The organism is Mesorhizobium sp. Cs1299R1N3 (assembly GCF_037179625.1).
Taxonomy (GTDB): Bacteria; Pseudomonadota; Alphaproteobacteria; order Rhizobiales; family Rhizobiaceae; genus Mesorhizobium; species Mesorhizobium salmacidum.
This window is the reverse complement of the sequence record NZ_JAPYKQ010000002.1, coordinates 211,919-228,284: the sequence shown is the minus strand read 5'-3', so window position 1 is coordinate 228,284 and position 16,366 is coordinate 211,919. Positions and strand designations below refer to the sequence as shown.

Sequence of the window (16,366 nt, the reverse complement as noted above, 5' to 3'; positions counted from 1 at the left end):
TCAGGCACTGCCGGCAGTGTGGAACATCATCGTCTCGGCCGTGAGGCCGGGGCCGAATGCCATTGCACAGCCCACGTCATCATCCGTGAACCCCCGAAGCATCCGCTCCAGCACGAACATCACGGTGGCGGAGGACATGTTTCCGTTTTCGCGAAGCACGTCGCGCGACTGCAACAGCGCATCGGGAGGAAGATCCAGCGCGCGCTCCACGGCGTCGAGAATGGAACGCCCACCTGGGTGAACAGCCCAAAGGTCGACGTTGGCGGCGGTCCTGTTTCCCAGGATGGCGCCGAGGCCCTTGCCAAGCGCATTCTGGATTGCAGCAGGAACCTGCCCCGACAGAACCATGTCGAACCCGTCGTCGTGCACGCTCCAGCTCATCAGGTCGCGGGCGTCGGCCTCCACGATCGCGTGAAAACTGTCCAGGCCGATGCCGAACGGGCGGGCGGTCACCGACGCGGCCGCGCAGCCATCGCCCCAGAGGGAGAAAGATAGCAGTTTTTCGAGATCAGCCGTCTCCTTGAGATGGAGCGTACAGAGTTCGATGCAGACGATCACAACGTGGGCCGCAGGTTCCGACAGGACGATGTGCCGCGCCAGTTTGAGCGCATTGATTGCCGCATAACATCCCATGAAGCCGATGATCGTGCGCTCCACGGTGGTGGGCAGATTGCACCGGGCGATTATTTCCAGATCGATGCCGGGGGCGGAGAAGCCCGTACACGTGGTGACAATCAGATGCGTGACACCCTTTCTGTCTTCGCCCTCCAGGAGCCGCTCCAATGCTCGCTCGGCCAGCGCGGGCGCGGCCGTGGCAAACATTTCCATGCGTTTGGCCGTACCTGGAAACGCACCGCGCTTGAAAACACCCGCCAGGTCGACGCTCAGACCCTCAGGATCACTGGCGGGTGCGAAGCAGGAATAGCGATGTTCGATGCCGCCCTTGTCGGCCATGCGATCGAAAATTGCGCGGCGGCGGGGATCTGCCAGCTGGGAGCCCGCAAATTGAAGGAAGAATTCGTGGACACCGTGATCAGGGACGGCCGTGGCAATTCGGTTGATGAAAGCTTGAACGGGCATTTTCCTTGACCTGCAGCCGCAAATCCGTGGTCGCGAACCGAGAGGCACAGTTGCCTTCGGCGGGAGCTGTGGCCCCCCACGGCAATGGCTATCTCTATCGAGGTGAACGCTGGGAGGCCCAAAAGATTTCCCGAAAATGCCGCTCACCCGTGAAAAAGCAATGCACGCCCTCAGGAGGGAGAACAGGTGAGCTGTGCGCGGAACCGTTGTCGACGCGGCGATTCGTGGCGCCCGCAAACCGGAAAACATCAACGGGTGGAAAGATATGGTGGGCGATGACGGGCTCGAACCGCCGACATCTTCGGTGTAAACGAAGCGCTCTACCAACTGAGCTAATCGCCCGCTCCGGGCCGGACCTTTAAGCGGTCGGGACTTGCTTCGCAAGGCTAAATGAGTGTGGGATGCCCTGTTCGCAGGCCCGATTTGCGAACAAAATGCCGGCTGTCAAAAAACCTTCTCCTGTTTGGCGTTATGATGGTTTGGTGCGCTTGACACCCGGTAGCGAACCCCTTATCCAGCGCCCCAACGACGAACACGGCTGACACGTGCTCGTCAATGCGCGGGTGTAGCTCAGTTGGTTAGAGTGCCGGCCTGTCACGCCGGAGGTCGCGGGTTCGAGCCCCGTCACTCGCGCCATTTCCCTCAAGGATCATGATCCTTGGCTCAAGGGAAATGCCGACATGAATTGTCAAAGTTATCTTCAGAAATAGTGTGCCGAAGGCCTTCTTCGGCCTGGCTCTCCTACGGTCCAAAATCACCCTTGCATGAGCGATACCGTGGAACCCACGACGCGGTTCCGGTAGCTGACAAACAACGGACGAAGCGGCCCTGCAGACCGCGAACGAATTGGTCGTTGCGAATCTGCTTGCGCAATCGCCTACAAAGCGCTCGATTCATGCCGCAGGCAGCCAAATCGCAGTATGCTGCCGGAATGGCATGGAGGACGTAATGTCAATTGCACCGAACATTTCTACGCGCACGATATTCACGCTGATTTGCCTGGGCGGCGCGACGACGGCCGCCTCTATCCTTTTTCCCGCCGCCGCGTCGGCGGACCGGCTGCAGCGATGCGCGCGCGAGGGCGAGATCTGCCGCCTGCCCTATCCCGCCGAGGTCGTCTACGGCGCCAAGGGCCGCACGACCTCGCGTTACATCGAGCGCAACGCGATACCCTGTTCGAACCGCGTTTTCGGCGATCCTGCGCCGGGCAAGGAAAAGTTCTGCTTCATCGTGAAGCGCGACCGTGACGAGTCGAACGACGATTACGATGAGCCTCGCCGCGAGAAGTGGGCGGTCTGCGCCGAGGAAGGCGAATTCTGCGATTTCTATGGTCGCAAGGTGGTCAGGTACGGCGCCCACGGCCGGTTCACGCAGGACGTGTTCCGCAATGGCGTCCAATGCGACAACGATGCATTCGGCGATCCCGCTCCGGATCAGGGAAAGCGCTGCTACGTCAGGCAGTAGCTTCGCAACGCCCATCGAACATGAGACTTCGGAGGCCGGAACAGTCTGGCCTCCGGGGTGCCTGCGAGTTCCGTGCAATTGCCTCAGCCCTTGGCCAGCAGCGCCTCGACCTCCTGCAATGTCGGCATCGACGGTGCGGTGCCTGGACGGGTCACGGAAATGCCGGCAACGGCGCAGGCGAAGCGCACCGCCTCCAGCGGCTCCACGCCGCGCGAAAGTGCTGCGGCCAAGCCGCCATTGAAGGCGTCCCCCGCGCCGGTGGTCTCGACGACAGGGCCGGCACTGATGGCTGGAACATGCTCGGACCGATCCTGCGCGTGCAGCAGCGCGCCCTTGTTGCCGAGCGTGACGATGACCGTGCCGACGCCCTTTTCAAGCAGCTTGTCCGCGGCGGCGCGCGCGTCGTCGACCGAAGTGACTCCCATTCCGGTCAATTCCTCGGCTTCGGTCTCATTGGGCGTGAGATAGTCGCAGAGCGTGTAGATGCGGTCGGGAAGCTTTGCCGCCGGTGCCGGATTGAGAATGGTCGTCACCCCGGCCCCGCGCGCGATCTCAAGCGCCCGTATCGCGGCATCGATCGGCTGTTCAAGCTGCGTCACGAAAACACCGGCACCACGGATCAGGTCGACATTGGCTTCGATATCCTCAGGCGTGATCAGCATGGCGGCGCCGGGACTGACGATGATGGCGTTGTTGCCGCTTCCCTCCTCGACGAAGATGTAAGCGGCACCGGTATAGCTGTCCGGCGTGTCGATGGCGGCGCTCTTCACGCCGGCATCCTTCCAGGTCCGCCTGGCCATGTCGGCGAAGGCATCGACGCCGAGGCGGGTCAGGAATGTGACGTCCGCCCCGAGCTTGCCGGCGGCCACCGCCTGGTTCGACCCCTTGCCGCCTGGCCCCAGCTTGAAGGAATTGCCGAGGATCGTTTCGCCCATGCGCGGCTGGCGCTGCGCCCTGTAAGCCGTATCGGCGACAAAGACTCCGAGGATAACAACCGGCTTGCCCGAGGCCATGCCGCTACTCCGCATCCGGCGGCACGACGCCCTTGCGGAAGGCAAAGCAGCCGTAGAAGCGGCGTTCGCCAGTCTGGATGACGCAATAAGCCTGCTTGGCGCGCTCATAGAAGGCGTAACGCTCGACCGGCACCATCGGCCAGGACTTGCCCTCGGCGGCGTCGATCTCCTTCTGCACTTCCTTCTGCACCGCTGGGATCTCGTCCGGCTTGCCGACGATCTCCATGCGGGCGGCCGAATCATCGACGAACGTGTCCAGTGGATATAGCGACAGCACGGCCTTCACCACCCGCGCCGCCGAGGCATCGATGCGCAGCACTCGACCGAGCGCCGTCCGGCGCGCTACCGAATCGGAGGGAAAGTTGGTGTCGGCGATGATCAGGTCGTCGCCATGTCCCATCGCCCGCAATGCCTGGAGCACGTCGGCATTGAGCAACGGATCGATCCCTTTGAGCATGATGGTCCTCGTGAAGTGCGTTTGAGATCAGAGACGCTTGCCGGTCTCGGCGTCGAACAGATGGAGATGGTCGAGCCTTGGCCGAAGCTTCAGCGTGTCGCCCGGCTTGAAGTCATGGCGCTCGCGAAACAGCGCCACCATCTCGCCGTCGCCGAAACGCAGGAAGACCAGGGTTTCCGAGCCGGTCGGCTCGACCACCGAAATCTTGGCCGGCACGCCATCGGGGTGGATCTCAAGATGTTCGGGGCGCACGCCATAGACGACGGAGCGCCCCTCCTCGACGGCGTTGTTCGGAGCAACCGGGAACAGCGTTCCGGCGATGTCGACGCCGCCCTTGCGCCCGGTGCCCTTGAGCAGGTTCATCGAAGGCGAGCCGATGAAACCGGCGACGAAAAGGTTCGCCGGCCGGTCGAAAAGCTCCAGCGGCGCGCCGACCTGTTCGATGCGGCCGTCGCGCATGACGACGATCTTGTCAGCCATCGTCATGGCTTCGATCTGGTCGTGGGTGACATAGATGGTGGTGGTCTTCAGCCGCTGGTGCAGTTCCTTGATCTCGGTGCGCATCTGCACGCGCAGCTTGGCGTCGAGGTTCGAAAGCGGCTCGTCGAACAGGAATACCTGCGGATTGCGCACGATGGCGCGCCCCATGGCGACGCGCTGACGCTGGCCGCCGGAAAGCTGGCGCGGATAGCGCTTCAGATAGGGGCTGAGGTCGAGGATGTCTGCGGCGCGCTTGACCCGCTCGGCAACCACGGCCGGATCGGTCTTGCGCAGCTTGAGGGCAAAAGCCATGTTCTGCTCGACCGTCTTGTGCGGATAAAGCGCATAGTTCTGGAACACCATGGCGATGTCGCGCTTTGCGGGCGGCAGGTGATTGACGACGCGGTCGCCGATGGCGATCGTGCCGCCGGAGACAGTCTCCAGCCCCGCCACCATCCTGAGCAGCGTGGACTTGCCGCAACCGGACGGGCCGACAAGCACGACGAACTGACCATCGGCAATGTCGACGCTGACTTCGTGCAGAACCTTGACGGTTCCAAACGCCTTGGCCACATTGCTGATCGCGACTTGAGCCATCGTTCCCCCCTCGGCTCCACTGGCCGTAGGCGCAGAAGCTAACCAACGCGACCGGTCAGGGCAAGTCGGTCTCTTATAGACAAAAACCGTTCTCGTTGACACGGCGTTTGGTTGCGAGAATAGTGACGAGCGCCGATCCGAAACGCTGGTACTCTACCCGAAAAACGGAACGCGAAGCGACGCAGGTTGGGGTCCTACGTTTCGCTTCTGAACAAAGCCAGCGCCCGGCGCGATCGGCACTTCGATTCACGACTAATGTTCTGGGAGGAATAGTCCATGCGAGTAGGTCTTTACGACAAACTGGTCCGTGCCGGCGCTACAAGGCGCGACATATTGAAGGGCGCGGCCTCGATGGCCGCGATCGCGGCCGCATCCGGCGCCGGACTTGGCGCGCTGACGCGCCCGGCTGCCGCCGCAAGCGAACTGCGCTCGAAAATCCTGCAGATCCCCGGGGTCGGCAAAGGCCAGCCGACCGACGCCGACTTCCAGAAGGTTGGCGAGCTTTGCCTCGAGGCGACCAAGGCCAATGTCAAGGAAGGCGAGTTCGCCGGTGTCGAACTCACCTTCATGGGTCTCAACAACCAGAACCTGCACAATGTGCTGTTTCGTGGTTTCCTGAAGCCATGGGAGACCTATACCGGCGCCAAGATCAGCTGGATCGACCTGGCGCAGGCCGACTACAACGCCCGCCTGCAGCAGTCGATCGCCACCGGCACCGTCGATTTCGACATCATCGAGATGGGCGCCCCGTTCGAGGGCGACGTCTGCGGCAAGGGCCTGACTTCGGAGATGCCCGACTGGGTCAAGAACCAGATCGACTTCGACGATCTCGTCAACTACCTCAAGCCGCCCGTTGGCACCTGGGATGGCAAGCAGTACCGGGTCACCATCGACGGCGACGCGCACAACTTCAACTACCGCACCGACGTGTTTGCAGACGCCGACCTCGCCAAGCAGTGGAAGGACGGCGGGGCGACCAGCGAATGGGGCGTACCGAAGACCTGGCAAGAGGTTCAGGCCGTGACCAAGTTCCTGAAGGGCAAGAAGTTCAAGGGCCAGGATGTCTACGGCTATCTCGACGCGCCCAAGCCCTGGGGCGGTTTCGGCTTCTATTTCCTGGGCAGCCGTGCCAGCGCCTACGCCAAGCATCCCGATGACAAGGCCTGGCTGTTCGACGCCGACACGATGAAGCCGCGCGTCAACAATCCGGCTTGGGTACGGGCCATCCAGGATGTCATCGACGCCCTGCCGTCGGAACCCGCCGACCAGATCAATGCCGACCCGAACACCACTGCCTTCCAGCAGTTCCTGGCCGGCACCGGCTCGATGATCCCCTGGTGGGGCGATGTCGGCTCGAACGTCAAGACCAATGATAGCTCGGTCATCGGCGATGTCACCGGCTTCTCGATCCTGCCGGGCTCCGACGATGTCTATAACTCCAAGGCCGGCAAGTGGGAGAAGCTCGCCAGCGGCCCGAACTATGCGCCGAACTGCGCCTATCTCGGCTGGGGCGTCTATGTCATGGCCCGCGTCGATGCGGATGAGAAGAAGAAGAAGGCTGCATGGTCGGCGGCCGCCCATCTCGGCGGCAAGGACCTCTCGATCTGGACGGCGATGTATCCGTCGGGCTTCCAGCCCTACCGCAACTCCCATTTCGACATTCCCGAATGGGTGGCGGCCGGCTACGACGAGGCTTTCATCACCTCGTATCTCAAGTCGGAAGGCGACAGCTACAACCACCCCAACGCGGCGATCGAGCCGCGCATCCCCGGCATCTTCCAGTACTACAGCGCCGCCGAGGATATCCTGGCCAACACTTTCGCCGGCAAGATGAAGGCGCAGGAAGGCGCCGATGCCATCGCGGCCGCCTGGGAGAAGCTGACCGACCAGATCGGCCGCGACAAGCAGGTCAAGCTCTACAAGGCCTCGCTCGGCATGTAAGCTGCCCTTTGAACCGTGGTCCGGCGGCAACGCCGGACCACAGCCTTTCCTTCCAAACGGGCGAGATTTGTGGCTGACCAGACTTCGACCGCGACCGGGTGGCCGGCAGACGCCGCCTCCTATGATCTGATCCCGCCAGGCCGCAGGCGTTTGGGCTGGGCGCTGATGGCGCTTGCCACGCTCGGCCTGCTGGCAACGATCGTGCTGCAGATCCTCTACAAGACCGAGGTCGACACGATCGGCTTCGAGACATGGCGGCCCGTGGTCTATGCCTATGTGCTGTGGGGTGTGGCGATCGGCATCGGCCAGGTTCTGACACGTGGTGAGGACGGCCAGCGCGCACTCTTCCTGCTGCCGGCCCTTTTGTTCACCATTGCGATGGTGATCTTCCCGACCCTGTTCGGCTTCTACATCGCGCTCACCGACTGGAATCTCAGTTCGTTCAGTGGCCGCAGGTTCAACGGGCTCGACAATTTCTGGCAGATGCTCGCGGATCCCTATTACCGCAACGCCCTGTTCAACATGGTGCTCTATGTGCTGGCGGTGCTGGTCGAATATGTGATCGCGTTCGGCCTGGCGCTGCTGCTCAACGCGCAGATCCGCGCCCGAAAATTCTTCCGGGTGGTGTTCCTGATGCCGCTGATGCTGTCACCGGTCGCCGTGTCCTGGATGATCGGCAAGTCGCTGATGGAATACCGCTTTGGACCAGCAGCCACGCTGGCGCGCCATCTCGGCTGGGAAGACCCGGCTTTCTTCTCGAACCCGATCACCGCCCGCATCTCGATCATGCTGCTGGACGCCTGGACCTTCATTCCGTTCATGATGATCATGCTGCTGGCGGGACTGCAGGCGATGTCGCGCGAGGTGCTGGAGGCGGCACGTGTCGATGGCGCCACGGCCTGGCAGACCTTCTGGCAGGTCACTTTCCCGCTGATGCTGCCGGTGTCGGTAACGGCGGTGATCCTGCGCATCATCTTCAAGCTGAAGCTTGCCGACATCATCATCACGGTCACCTCGGGCGGTCCGGGCGGCGCGACCGATTCGGTGTCGAGCTTCATCTACCGCGAGTACCGCGACCGCTCGAATGTCGGCTACGGGACCATGCTGGCGATGGCCTATCTGGTCATCATCGTGGTGTTCGTGACCTGGCTGTTGAAGTTCGCCAGCCGTTTCGTGCGCAATGTGAATTAGGGCAAGATGAGCGTCCAGACCACAGACTACGTCGCCTCCGAAATCCGCTCGCCGGCGAGCTTCGTCGCCAGCCGCGTCTTCATCTATGGCGCGCTCGCCTGCTGGGGCTTCATCTGCCTGTTTCCGATCTACTGGACCATCACCACCTCGTTCAAAACGGCGGTGGATGTCACCCAGGGCCACCTGATCCCGTTTGTCGACTTCCAGCCGGATTGGAAAGGGTGGCGATCGCTTGGCCTGTCGCCGGACTCGATCTTCCAGACTTCGACCGTGCGCGACGAATTCCTCAAGCGTTTCATGAATTCGGTCATCACCTCGGTCGGCGCGTCGAGCCTGGCGATCATCATCGGCAGCCTCGCCGCCTATGGCCTGACCCGCTATCGCTACCATTTCGCCTGGTTCAAGAACGAGGATATCTCGTTCTTCTTCCTGTCGCAGTTGATCCTGCCGCCGGTGGTGCTGGCCTTACCCTTCCTGGTGCTCTACCGCGAAGTCGGGCTGCTCGATACGCGCATCGGGTTGATCCTGCTCTACACGCTGATGGTGCTGCCGATCGTCATCTGGATCATGCGTGACCAGTTCAATTCCATCCCCGTCGAGCTGGAGGAAGCAGCCCTCGTCGACGGCCTGTCGATCTGGGGCGCCTTTTTCCGCATCGTCATGCCGATCGCGCTGCCGGGCATGGTCGCAGCCTTCATCCTGGCAATGGTGCTGTGCTGGAACGAGTATTTCTTCGCCGCCCTTTTGACATCGACGGACGCCAAGACGATCCCGGTCATGGTCGCGAGCCAAACGGGCTCGCAAGGTATCAACTGGTGGTCGATGGCCGCTCTGGCCACCGCGGCGATCGCGCCGCTTGCGGTCATCGGCATCGCGCTGGAACGTTACCTGATCATGGGCATGACGGCTGGTGCGGTGAAGTAACCGGGCGCCTCTTCCTTCTCTCCGCTGTGGGAGAAGGTAAGGTCGCGCTTAGGCCTTCAGGATAGCGCGCAGATGATCCATGATCATGGCGACGCCCTGCTGTCCGAGTTCTGCCGAAGCATCCGCCGCGCTCGCCGTATACCAGCTTTTGTTGTCCGCGAAGTGCGCGGGATCCACCGCTTCCGGGCACAGCGCCAGCATCAGCGATGTCTCGCCGATGCCGGCATGGTCGAACGGGTATTTGCCGTTCATGGCGACCGGCATCAGCGGATGCACCTGTACCCAGTTGAAGAAATTTTCGCCCGCGGCATGTCCGGCGTAGTAGTCGGCCATCGTCTCGGCTCCCCACCAGCCTTCGCCGCGCTGCTTCTCGATGAAGCGGAAGATCGCCTGTCTGCCGGCGGTCTTGAAAGCGAGATCGGTCGGCATACCGGCAGCGAAATTCTCGGTCTGGTGATGAATGATGGCGTGGATGTTGCGGAAACCGATGCGCAGCAGGCTGTAGAACAGCTCTTCGCCGAACGGCGCCAGTTGATTGCCGCCGACGTGAACGGAGCCGCTGCCTTCAGGCGGTGCGACAGCATAGCTCGCCGCCCCGTAATAGAAGGGCGGCAGGATGACGATGTCGCTCTCTTTTTCGAACAGCTCCAGCGTCTTGACGACGGCCAGCGTGTCCATACCGACGGCCATGTGCTCGCCATGGTATTCCAGCACGCCCAGCGGCAGCGCGACCGGCCAATTCTGCGCGATCGCCTTGCGGATCTGGTGCGGCAGCATCAGTTCATAGCGCATGGTCTATTCCATGTTGGTGTGACGGGCGCGCATGGCTTCCGGCGACGCCGCGGTCAATTCCCTGAGTTTCAGCACCATGATCTCGAACAGCAGGAACAACGCGCCCTCGAATACGGAGCCCATCGGCAGCACCGACGTCTTTTGCGGCCCCTGGTCGTCGGCCATGGTCTGCGCCGGGATCAGCAGCGTCAAATCGGCTAGCCCTACAGCGCTGCCGCCCGCCTGGGCGGTCAGGAGCAGGACGGTTGCGCCGGCCTCGCGCGCGACGCGCATCAGGGTGAGTACGGTCGAGGTTTCGCCAGGCCCGGAACTGACAAGGAAGACATCGCCCTGCCCTACAGGCGGGGTGGTCATGTCGCCGACGACCGAAACCGGCAGGCCCAGATGATAGAGCCGCATGGCGAAGCCCTTCACCTGCAAGGCCTCGCGACCGCAGCCATAGACGACGATCTGTCTGGCATCCGCCAGCATCCCGCAAACGGCGTCGATCCGATCGCGGTCGACGCGCGCCAGCACCGCGCCAAGCTCGTCGAGCGCGGTGCTGAACATTTGCGAGCCGGAGTTGCTCATGGCCGCGCCACTGGCGTGCCAGTAGTCGAAGATGATTGGCAATTTCCGATCATGCTCTTCCCCGGAACAGCTTGATTTCGTTCATGCTAGCAACCGCGAAAATGCGTGTCCAACGCTCAGCGGTGCTTTTGCCGAGCCCCGAGCATGATAGTGTCATGTTAGACAAATCAATCCGGGAAAATTTCAAGACATGAAGACACGGCATTTCGACCGCATCGGCAATGGCGGCATCGCCTTCACGGAGCTGGGCTTCGGCACGGCGCCGCTCGGCAATCTTTACCGCGCCGTCTCCGACGAGGACGCCAATGCGACGCTGGAGGCCGCCTGGGCGACTGGCTGCCGCTACTATGACACAGCACCCCTCTATGGGCTCGGCCTGTCGGAAACGCGCCTCAACCCGTTCCTGCGCTCCAGGAAGCGCGACGACTATGTGCTGTCGAGCAAGGTCGGCCGCATCATGCGCGCCTGCCCGCCGGAGGAGCGCACGGGCATCGGCAAGTTCTTCGACACGCCGTCGCGCAAGGAGGTCTACGACTACAGCTATGACGGCGTCATGCGCTCGTTCGAGGCCTCGCTGGAGCGGCTTGGCGTCGACCGCATCGACATCCTGTTCGTGCACGATGTCGACATCTTCACCCATGGCAGCAAGGAGGCGTCCGACCAGCGCATCGATGAATTCATGCGCTCGGGCTATTATGGCCTGCTTGCCTTGCGCGACCAAGGTGTCATCAAGGCGTTCGGCGGCGGCATCAACGAGTGGCAGGTGGCCCAGACGCTGGCCGAGCGCGGCGATTTCGACCTGTTCCTGCTTGCCGGTCGCTACACGCTGCTGGAACAGGAGGCGCTGACATCGTTCCTGCCGCTTTGCCAGAAACGCGGCGTCGGCATCGTTCTCGGCGGCCCCTACAATTCCGGCATCCTGGCGACCGGACCGAAGCCCGGCGCCTACTACAACTATTCCGAAGCGCCGCAGGATGTGCTCGACCGCGTGACGCGCATCGAGGCCGTCTGCAAACGCCATGATATCAGGCTGATCGAGGCCGCCCTGCAGTTCCCGCTGTTGCACCCGTCGGTGGTTTCGGTCATCCCCGGCGGCCAGAGGCCTGAAGAAGTCGAGAGCAACCGGTCGCTGCTGGACACGAAACTCCCTGCGGCGCTCTGGGCCGATCTCAAGAAGGAAGGCCTGATGCGCGCCGACGCCCCGACTGTTTGAGGAGCTTCCGATCCGATCGACACGAGTCCAAAAATGAAAAGCCGGGCAAGCCCGGCTTTTCTGGTTTTTGAAAATCAAATGCGCTTAGTTGACGGCGTCCTTGAGGCCCTTGCCGGCCGAGAACTTCGGCACGGTGCGCGCCGGGATCTGCACTTCGGCGCCGGTCTGGGGGTTGCGGCCGGTGGATGCAGCGCGCTTTGACACGGTGAAATTGCCAAAGCCGACAAGCCGGACATCGCCGCCCTTCTTCAGTTCGCCGGAGATGACAGAAAACACTGCATCGACCGCCGACTGCGCGTCACCCTTCGAAATGCTCGCGGCGTCGGCGACAGCGGACACCAGTTCGTTCTTGTTCATAAAAATTCCCTTCCATGAGAACACCGGAACTTACGACTCATCCGGCAGGAAACGGACTTTAGAAAGAAGCGTTGCCGCAACCAAGTCGAAAAGGCAGGAAAAAAGCGGAAAAAGCCCGGAATTCCGGGGTTTTTCACATGAAAAAGCCGGGCGCGAGGCCCGGCTTTCTGTTTGTGCGCTGCAACTTTAGAAAAAACTAATGCGCAAGCGACTTTCCGGTATCGTCGGCACTGTCGGTCGTGGCCGGCGGATTGACCGGCTCGACCCATTCGATCGGCTCCGGCATCCGCACCAGCGCGTGGCGCAACACCTCACCGACGCGTGAGACCGGAATGATTTCCATGCCGTTCTTCACGTTGTCCGGAATCTCCGCCAGATCCTTGGCATTGTCTTCCGGGATCAGCACCTTCTTAATGCCGCCGCGCAGCGCGGCGAGCAGCTTCTCCTTGAGGCCGCCGATCGGCAAGATGCGGCCGCGAAGCGTTATCTCGCCAGTCATCGCCACATCGGCCCGAACCGGAATACCCGTCAGCACCGACACAATGGCCGTGGCCATGGCCGCGCCCGCGGACGGGCCGTCCTTCGGCGTTGCGCCTTCCGGCAAGTGCACGTGGATGTCGCGCTTGTCGAACAGCGGCGGCTCGATGCCGAAATCGATGGCGCGCGAGCGGACATAGGAGGCCGCCGCCGAAATCGATTCCTTCATCACGTCGCGCAGATTGCCGGTCACCGTCATGCGGCCCTTGCCGGGCATCATGACACCTTCGACCGTCAGCAGCTCGCCGCCGACCTCCGTCCAGGCAAGACCGGTGACGACACCGACCTGATCGTCAGCCTCGACCTGGCCGAAGCGGTAGCGCTGAACACCGAGATAGTCGGCGAGGTTCGCCGCCGTGATGCTCACCGTCTTCTTCTTCGTCTTCAGGATCTCGGTCACCGCCTTGCGCCCGAGCTTCATCAGCTCGCGCTCCAGGCTTCTGACGCCCGCTTCACGGGTGTAGGTCTGGATGATGGCGCGGATCGCGTCCTCACCGACGGAGAACTCCTTCGGCTGCAGCGCGTGATCGCGGATCACCTTCGGCATCAGGTGCCGCTTGGCAATCTCGATCTTCTCGTCCTCGGTATAGCCGGCGATACGGATGATCTCCATGCGGTCCATCAGGGGCGCAGGGATGTTCAGCGTGTTGGCCGTCGTCACGAACATCACGCTCGACAGGTCGTATTCGACCTCGAGGTAATGATCCATGAACGTCGAGTTCTGTTCGGGATCGAGCACCTCGAGCAGGGCCGACGACGGATCGCCACGGAAGTCCTGGCCCATCTTGTCGATCTCGTCGAGCAGGAACAGCGGGTTGGACTTCTTTGCCTTCTTCATCGACTGGATGACCTTGCCGGGCATCGAGCCGATATAGGTGCGCCGGTGACCACGGATCTCGGCTTCGTCACGCACGCCGCCGAGCGCCATGCGGATGAACTCGCGACCGGTTGCCTTGGCGATCGACTTGCCGAGCGAGGTCTTGCCGACACCGGGAGGGCCGACGAGGCACAGGATCGGCCCCTTCAGCTTCTTCTGGCGGCTTTGCACGGCAAGGTACTCGACGATGCGGTCCTTGACCTTGTCGAGGCCGAAGTGATCGGTGTCGAGGACGTTCTGCGCGTAGGCCAGGTCCTGCTTGACCTTGGAGTTCTTGCCCCACGGGATCGACAGCAGCCAATCGAGATAGTTGCGCACGACCGTCGATTCAGCCGACATCGGCGACATCGTCCTGAGCTTCTTCAATTCGGCTTCCGCCTTTTCGCGAGCCTCCTTGGAGAGCTTGGTTTTCTTGATGCGCGCCTCGATCTCGGCGGCCTCGTCGCGGCCGTCCTCGCCTTCGCCGAGCTCCTTCTGGATCGCCTTCATCTGCTCGTTGAGGTAGTATTCGCGCTGCGTCTTCTCCATCTGGCGCTTGACGCGCGAGCGGATGCGCTTCTCCACCTGCAGGACGGAGATTTCGGCTTCCATGAAGCCCATCGCCTTTTCCAGCCGCTCCTTGACGGAAAGCGTGGCCAGCATTTCCTGCTTTTCAGGGATCTTGATGGCGAGATGCGAGGCAACCGTGTCGGCGAGCTTGGAATAGTCGTCGATCTGGCTGGCGGCACCCACCACTTCGGGCGAGATCTTCTTGTTCAGCTTGACGTAGTTCTCGAAGTCGGTGACGACCGAGCGGGCCAGGGCCTCGACCTCGACCTCTTCCTCTTCCGGCTCGACCAGGGCCGCGGCCTTTGCCTCGTGGAAGTCGGGACGGTCGGTGAAGGAGACGATTTTCGCACGCGAGGCGCCCTCGACCAGAACCTTGACGGTGCCGTCGGGCAGCTTCAGCAGTTGCAGCACATTGGCGAGCGTGCCGATGTCGAAGATCGCATCGGGCTCGGGATCGTCATCTGCGGCATTCATCTGGGTGGCGAGCAGGATCTGCTTTTCCTGACCCATCACCTCTTCCAGCGCCTTGATCGACTTTTCGCGCCCGACGAAGAGCGGAACGATCATATGCGGGAACACCACGATGTCGCGCAGCGGGAGCACTGCGAAGACGCCGTCGCTGGGAGCCTTGGATATTTTGGCCATTGTCCAACCTTTCATGTCGCGGTCACCATCAGGCCAACCGCGAATCTCATATTAACGACCGGGGATCGTTCCGCCTACCACCGTTTATGACGGGAGTTTTACAGCACAGAAATCGGGCACCTCGGCCTTCTCGTGTTAGGTGGAGGCAGGCGGGCCAAAGATCAAGAGTTAACATGGTCCACTCCGTCGCGAAGGTGTGCCGGTTCCTCACAGCAAAACGGCGCCGCATGGGCGCCGTTCCACAAAAATATAGGGCCAAGTGCCATGTCAGGCGCTGACATTGCCCTTCTTTTCCTTCTGTTCGGAATAGATGTAGAGCGGCCGAGCGCTGCCGGTCACCACCTCTTCCGAAATCACCACCTCGCGCACGCCTTCGAGCGCGGGCAGTTCGAACATCGTGTCGAGCAGGATCGCTTCCATGATCGAACGCAGGCCGCGCGCACCGGTCTTGCGCTCGATGGCGCGCTTGGCGATCGCCGAAAGCGCGTTCTCGTGGAAGGTCAGGTCGACATTTTCCATCTCGAACAGGCGCTGATATTGCTTGACCAGCGCGTTCTTCGGCTCGGTCAGGATCTGGATCAATGCCGGCTCGTCGAGATCTTCGAGCGTCGCCAGGACCGGCAGACGACCGACGAATTCCGGAATGAGGCCGAATTTCAACAGATCCTCGGGCTCGACCAGACGGAAAACGTCACCAGTGCGGCGATCCTCCGGCGACGCGACGATGGCGCCAAAACCGATCGAGGTTTTCCTGCCGCGGTCCGAGATGATCTTGTCCAGCCCGGCGAAGGCGCCGCCGCAGATGAACAGGATGTTGGCGGTGTCGACCTGCAGGAACTCCTGCTGCGGGTGCTTGCGGCCGCCCTGCGGCGGCACGGAGGCGACGGTGCCTTCCATGATCTTGAGCAGCGCCTGCTGCACGCCCTCGCCCGACACGTCGCGGGTGATCGAGGGATTGTCGGACTTGCGCGAAATCTTGTCGATTTCGTCGATGTAGACGATGCCGCGCTGGGCGCGCTCGACATTGTAGTCGGCCGACTGCAACAGCTTCAGGATGATGTTCTCGACGTCCTCGCCGACGTAACCGGCCTCGGTCAGCGTCGTGGCGTCCGCCATGGTGAAGGGCACGTCGATGATGCGGGCCAGCGTCTGCGCGAGCAGCGTCTTGCCGCAGCCGGTCGGGCCGATCAGCAGGATGTTGGACTTGGCCAGTTCGACGTCGTTGTTCTTGCCGGCATGCGCGAGCCGCTTGTAGTGGTTGTGGACCGCCACCGACAGCACGCGCTTGGCGTAGGGCTGGCCGATGACGTAGTCGTCGAGAACCTTGAGGATCTCCTGCGGGGTCGGCACGCCCTCGCGCGACTTCACCATCGAGGTCTTGTTCTCCTCGCGGATGATGTCCATGCACAGCTCGACGCACTCGTCGCAGATGAACACCGTTGGGCCGGCGATCAGCTTGCGCACCTCGTGCTGGCTTTTGCCGCAAAACGAGCAATAGAGCGTGTTCTTGGAATCACCGCTGTTGTTGCCGACCTTGCTCATTTTCATGTCCTTTCATGGCCGCCCGCCGATGGTCTGGCTGAAAGGGCGCATACTCTATTTATCGCGGGAATCCGCCGCCGCCAGTCTTCCGGCTCCCGCAACGTATTCCGTACGAAACACAAATCAGAAAACGTGGC

Annotated in this window: 14 protein-coding genes and 2 tRNA genes; 6 read left to right on the top strand and 10 right to left on the bottom strand. The window is 62.0% G+C overall.

Going from position 1 to position 16,366, the window contains the following annotated elements:
* Together O7B34_RS06450 and O7B34_RS06445 are read right to left on the bottom strand one after the other, a co-directional pair.
* Positions 1–1,080, bottom strand: a complete 1,080-nt coding sequence (locus O7B34_RS06450) for a type III polyketide synthase (protein ID WP_337145349.1) — start codon at positions 1,078–1,080, stop codon at positions 1–3.
* Positions 1,081–1,346: 266 nt separating this feature from the next.
* Positions 1,347–1,422: transfer RNA gene (locus tag O7B34_RS06445), tRNA-Val, on the bottom strand.
* 217 nt (positions 1,423–1,639) lie between these two features.
* On the opposite strand from O7B34_RS06445, the gene O7B34_RS06440 reads away from it, so the two are divergent.
* Together O7B34_RS06440 and O7B34_RS06435 are read left to right on the top strand one after the other, a co-directional pair.
* Positions 1,640–1,716 (top strand) — tRNA-Asp (locus O7B34_RS06440).
* 312 nt (positions 1,717–2,028) lie between these two features.
* Entirely contained in the window at positions 2,029–2,544 is a 516-nt protein-coding gene (locus O7B34_RS06435) for a hypothetical protein (protein WP_140506437.1), read from the top strand.
* An 83-nt stretch (positions 2,545–2,627) separates the two neighbouring features.
* Here O7B34_RS06435 and rbsK read toward each other — a convergent pair whose 3' ends face one another.
* From rbsK to O7B34_RS06420, 3 genes are read right to left on the bottom strand one after another with little or no spacing between them, the layout of a single operon-like run.
* A complete protein-coding gene (gene rbsK / locus O7B34_RS06430; protein WP_337145348.1) occupies positions 2,628–3,557 on the bottom strand; it encodes a ribokinase in 930 nt (309 codons plus the stop codon).
* A gap of 4 nt (positions 3,558–3,561) precedes the next feature.
* The gene (locus tag O7B34_RS06425) at positions 3,562–4,014 is read right to left on the bottom strand and encodes an RbsD/FucU family protein (protein ID WP_027143636.1); all 453 of its coding nucleotides are present in this window, start codon (positions 4,012–4,014) and stop codon (positions 3,562–3,564) included.
* A gap of 27 nt (positions 4,015–4,041) precedes the next feature.
* Positions 4,042–5,091, bottom strand: a complete 1,050-nt coding sequence (locus O7B34_RS06420; RefSeq protein ID WP_140506441.1) for an ABC transporter ATP-binding protein — start codon at positions 5,089–5,091, stop codon at positions 4,042–4,044.
* A 276-nt stretch (positions 5,092–5,367) separates the two neighbouring features.
* Between O7B34_RS06420 and O7B34_RS06415 the strand changes: the two genes are divergently transcribed.
* The 3 genes from O7B34_RS06415 to O7B34_RS06405 all read left to right on the top strand — a co-directional run bounded on the left by O7B34_RS06415 (position 5,368) and on the right by O7B34_RS06405 (position 9,147).
* Positions 5,368–7,032, top strand: coding sequence for an ABC transporter substrate-binding protein (locus O7B34_RS06415; protein ID WP_337145347.1), 1,665 nt, complete (start codon positions 5,368–5,370; stop codon positions 7,030–7,032).
* A gap of 69 nt (positions 7,033–7,101) precedes the next feature.
* A complete protein-coding gene (locus O7B34_RS06410) occupies positions 7,102–8,223 on the top strand; it encodes a carbohydrate ABC transporter permease (protein ID WP_337145346.1) in 1,122 nt (373 codons plus the stop codon).
* 6 nt (positions 8,224–8,229) lie between these two features.
* The gene (locus tag O7B34_RS06405) at positions 8,230–9,147 is read left to right on the top strand and encodes a carbohydrate ABC transporter permease (RefSeq protein ID WP_027143632.1); all 918 of its coding nucleotides are present in this window, start codon (positions 8,230–8,232) and stop codon (positions 9,145–9,147) included.
* Positions 9,148–9,195: 48 nt separating this feature from the next.
* Here the strand turns inward: O7B34_RS06405 and O7B34_RS06400 are convergent, their stop codons facing one another.
* Both O7B34_RS06400 and O7B34_RS06395 read right to left on the bottom strand, forming a co-directional pair.
* Complete coding sequence (locus O7B34_RS06400) at positions 9,196–9,939, bottom strand: creatininase family protein (protein ID WP_337145345.1); 744 nt, start codon at positions 9,937–9,939, stop codon at positions 9,196–9,198.
* Between the two features lie 3 nt (positions 9,940–9,942).
* The gene (locus tag O7B34_RS06395) at positions 9,943–10,509 is read right to left on the bottom strand and encodes an SIS domain-containing protein (protein ID WP_337145631.1); all 567 of its coding nucleotides are present in this window, start codon (positions 10,507–10,509) and stop codon (positions 9,943–9,945) included.
* A gap of 190 nt (positions 10,510–10,699) precedes the next feature.
* On the opposite strand from O7B34_RS06395, the gene O7B34_RS06390 reads away from it, so the two are divergent.
* Positions 10,700–11,722, top strand: coding sequence for an aldo/keto reductase (locus O7B34_RS06390; RefSeq protein ID WP_337145344.1), 1,023 nt, complete (start codon positions 10,700–10,702; stop codon positions 11,720–11,722).
* Between the two features lie 84 nt (positions 11,723–11,806).
* On the opposite strand, the gene O7B34_RS06385 is transcribed toward O7B34_RS06390, so the two are convergent.
* The 3 genes from O7B34_RS06385 to clpX all read right to left on the bottom strand — a co-directional run bounded on the left by O7B34_RS06385 (position 11,807) and on the right by clpX (position 16,229).
* Positions 11,807–12,079 (bottom strand): HU family DNA-binding protein, encoded by a 273-nt coding sequence (locus O7B34_RS06385; RefSeq protein WP_027143628.1) that lies wholly within the window; start codon positions 12,077–12,079, stop codon positions 11,807–11,809.
* A 196-nt stretch (positions 12,080–12,275) separates the two neighbouring features.
* The gene (lon, locus tag O7B34_RS06380; protein WP_337145343.1) at positions 12,276–14,687 is read right to left on the bottom strand and encodes an endopeptidase La; all 2,412 of its coding nucleotides are present in this window, start codon (positions 14,685–14,687) and stop codon (positions 12,276–12,278) included.
* A gap of 267 nt (positions 14,688–14,954) precedes the next feature.
* A complete protein-coding gene (clpX, locus tag O7B34_RS06375; RefSeq protein ID WP_023759839.1) occupies positions 14,955–16,229 on the bottom strand; it encodes an ATP-dependent Clp protease ATP-binding subunit ClpX in 1,275 nt (424 codons plus the stop codon).
* Positions 16,230–16,366: the final 137 nt, after the last annotated feature.

Excerpts from the sequence above, each read along its gene's own strand:
- O7B34_RS06385 (WP_027143628.1), bottom strand. The coding sequence starts at position 12,079 with ATGAACAAGAACGAACTGGTGTCCGCTGTCGCCGACGCCGCGAGCATT.
- O7B34_RS06420 (WP_140506441.1), bottom strand. The coding sequence starts at position 5,091 with ATGGCTCAAGTCGCGATCAGCAATGTGGCCAAGGCGTTTGGAACCGTC.
- O7B34_RS06415 (WP_337145347.1), top strand. The coding sequence starts at position 5,368 with ATGCGAGTAGGTCTTTACGACAAACTGGTCCGTGCCGGCGCTACAAGG.
- rbsK (WP_337145348.1), bottom strand. The coding sequence starts at position 3,557 with ATGGCCTCGGGCAAGCCGGTTGTTATCCTCGGAGTCTTTGTCGCCGAT.
- O7B34_RS06405 (WP_027143632.1), top strand. The coding sequence starts at position 8,230 with ATGAGCGTCCAGACCACAGACTACGTCGCCTCCGAAATCCGCTCGCCG.
- O7B34_RS06390 (WP_337145344.1), top strand. The coding sequence starts at position 10,700 with ATGAAGACACGGCATTTCGACCGCATCGGCAATGGCGGCATCGCCTTC.
- O7B34_RS06395 (WP_337145631.1), bottom strand. The coding sequence starts at position 10,509 with ATGAGCAACTCCGGCTCGCAAATGTTCAGCACCGCGCTCGACGAGCTT.
- O7B34_RS06400 (WP_337145345.1), bottom strand. The coding sequence starts at position 9,939 with ATGCGCTATGAACTGATGCTGCCGCACCAGATCCGCAAGGCGATCGCG.
- O7B34_RS06435 (WP_140506437.1), top strand. The coding sequence starts at position 2,029 with ATGTCAATTGCACCGAACATTTCTACGCGCACGATATTCACGCTGATT.
- clpX (WP_023759839.1), bottom strand. The coding sequence starts at position 16,229 with ATGAGCAAGGTCGGCAACAACAGCGGTGATTCCAAGAACACGCTCTAT.
- O7B34_RS06450 (WP_337145349.1), bottom strand. The coding sequence starts at position 1,080 with ATGCCCGTTCAAGCTTTCATCAACCGAATTGCCACGGCCGTCCCTGAT.
- O7B34_RS06425 (WP_027143636.1), bottom strand. The coding sequence starts at position 4,014 with ATGCTCAAAGGGATCGATCCGTTGCTCAATGCCGACGTGCTCCAGGCA.
- lon (WP_337145343.1), bottom strand. The coding sequence starts at position 14,687 with ATGGCCAAAATATCCAAGGCTCCCAGCGACGGCGTCTTCGCAGTGCTC.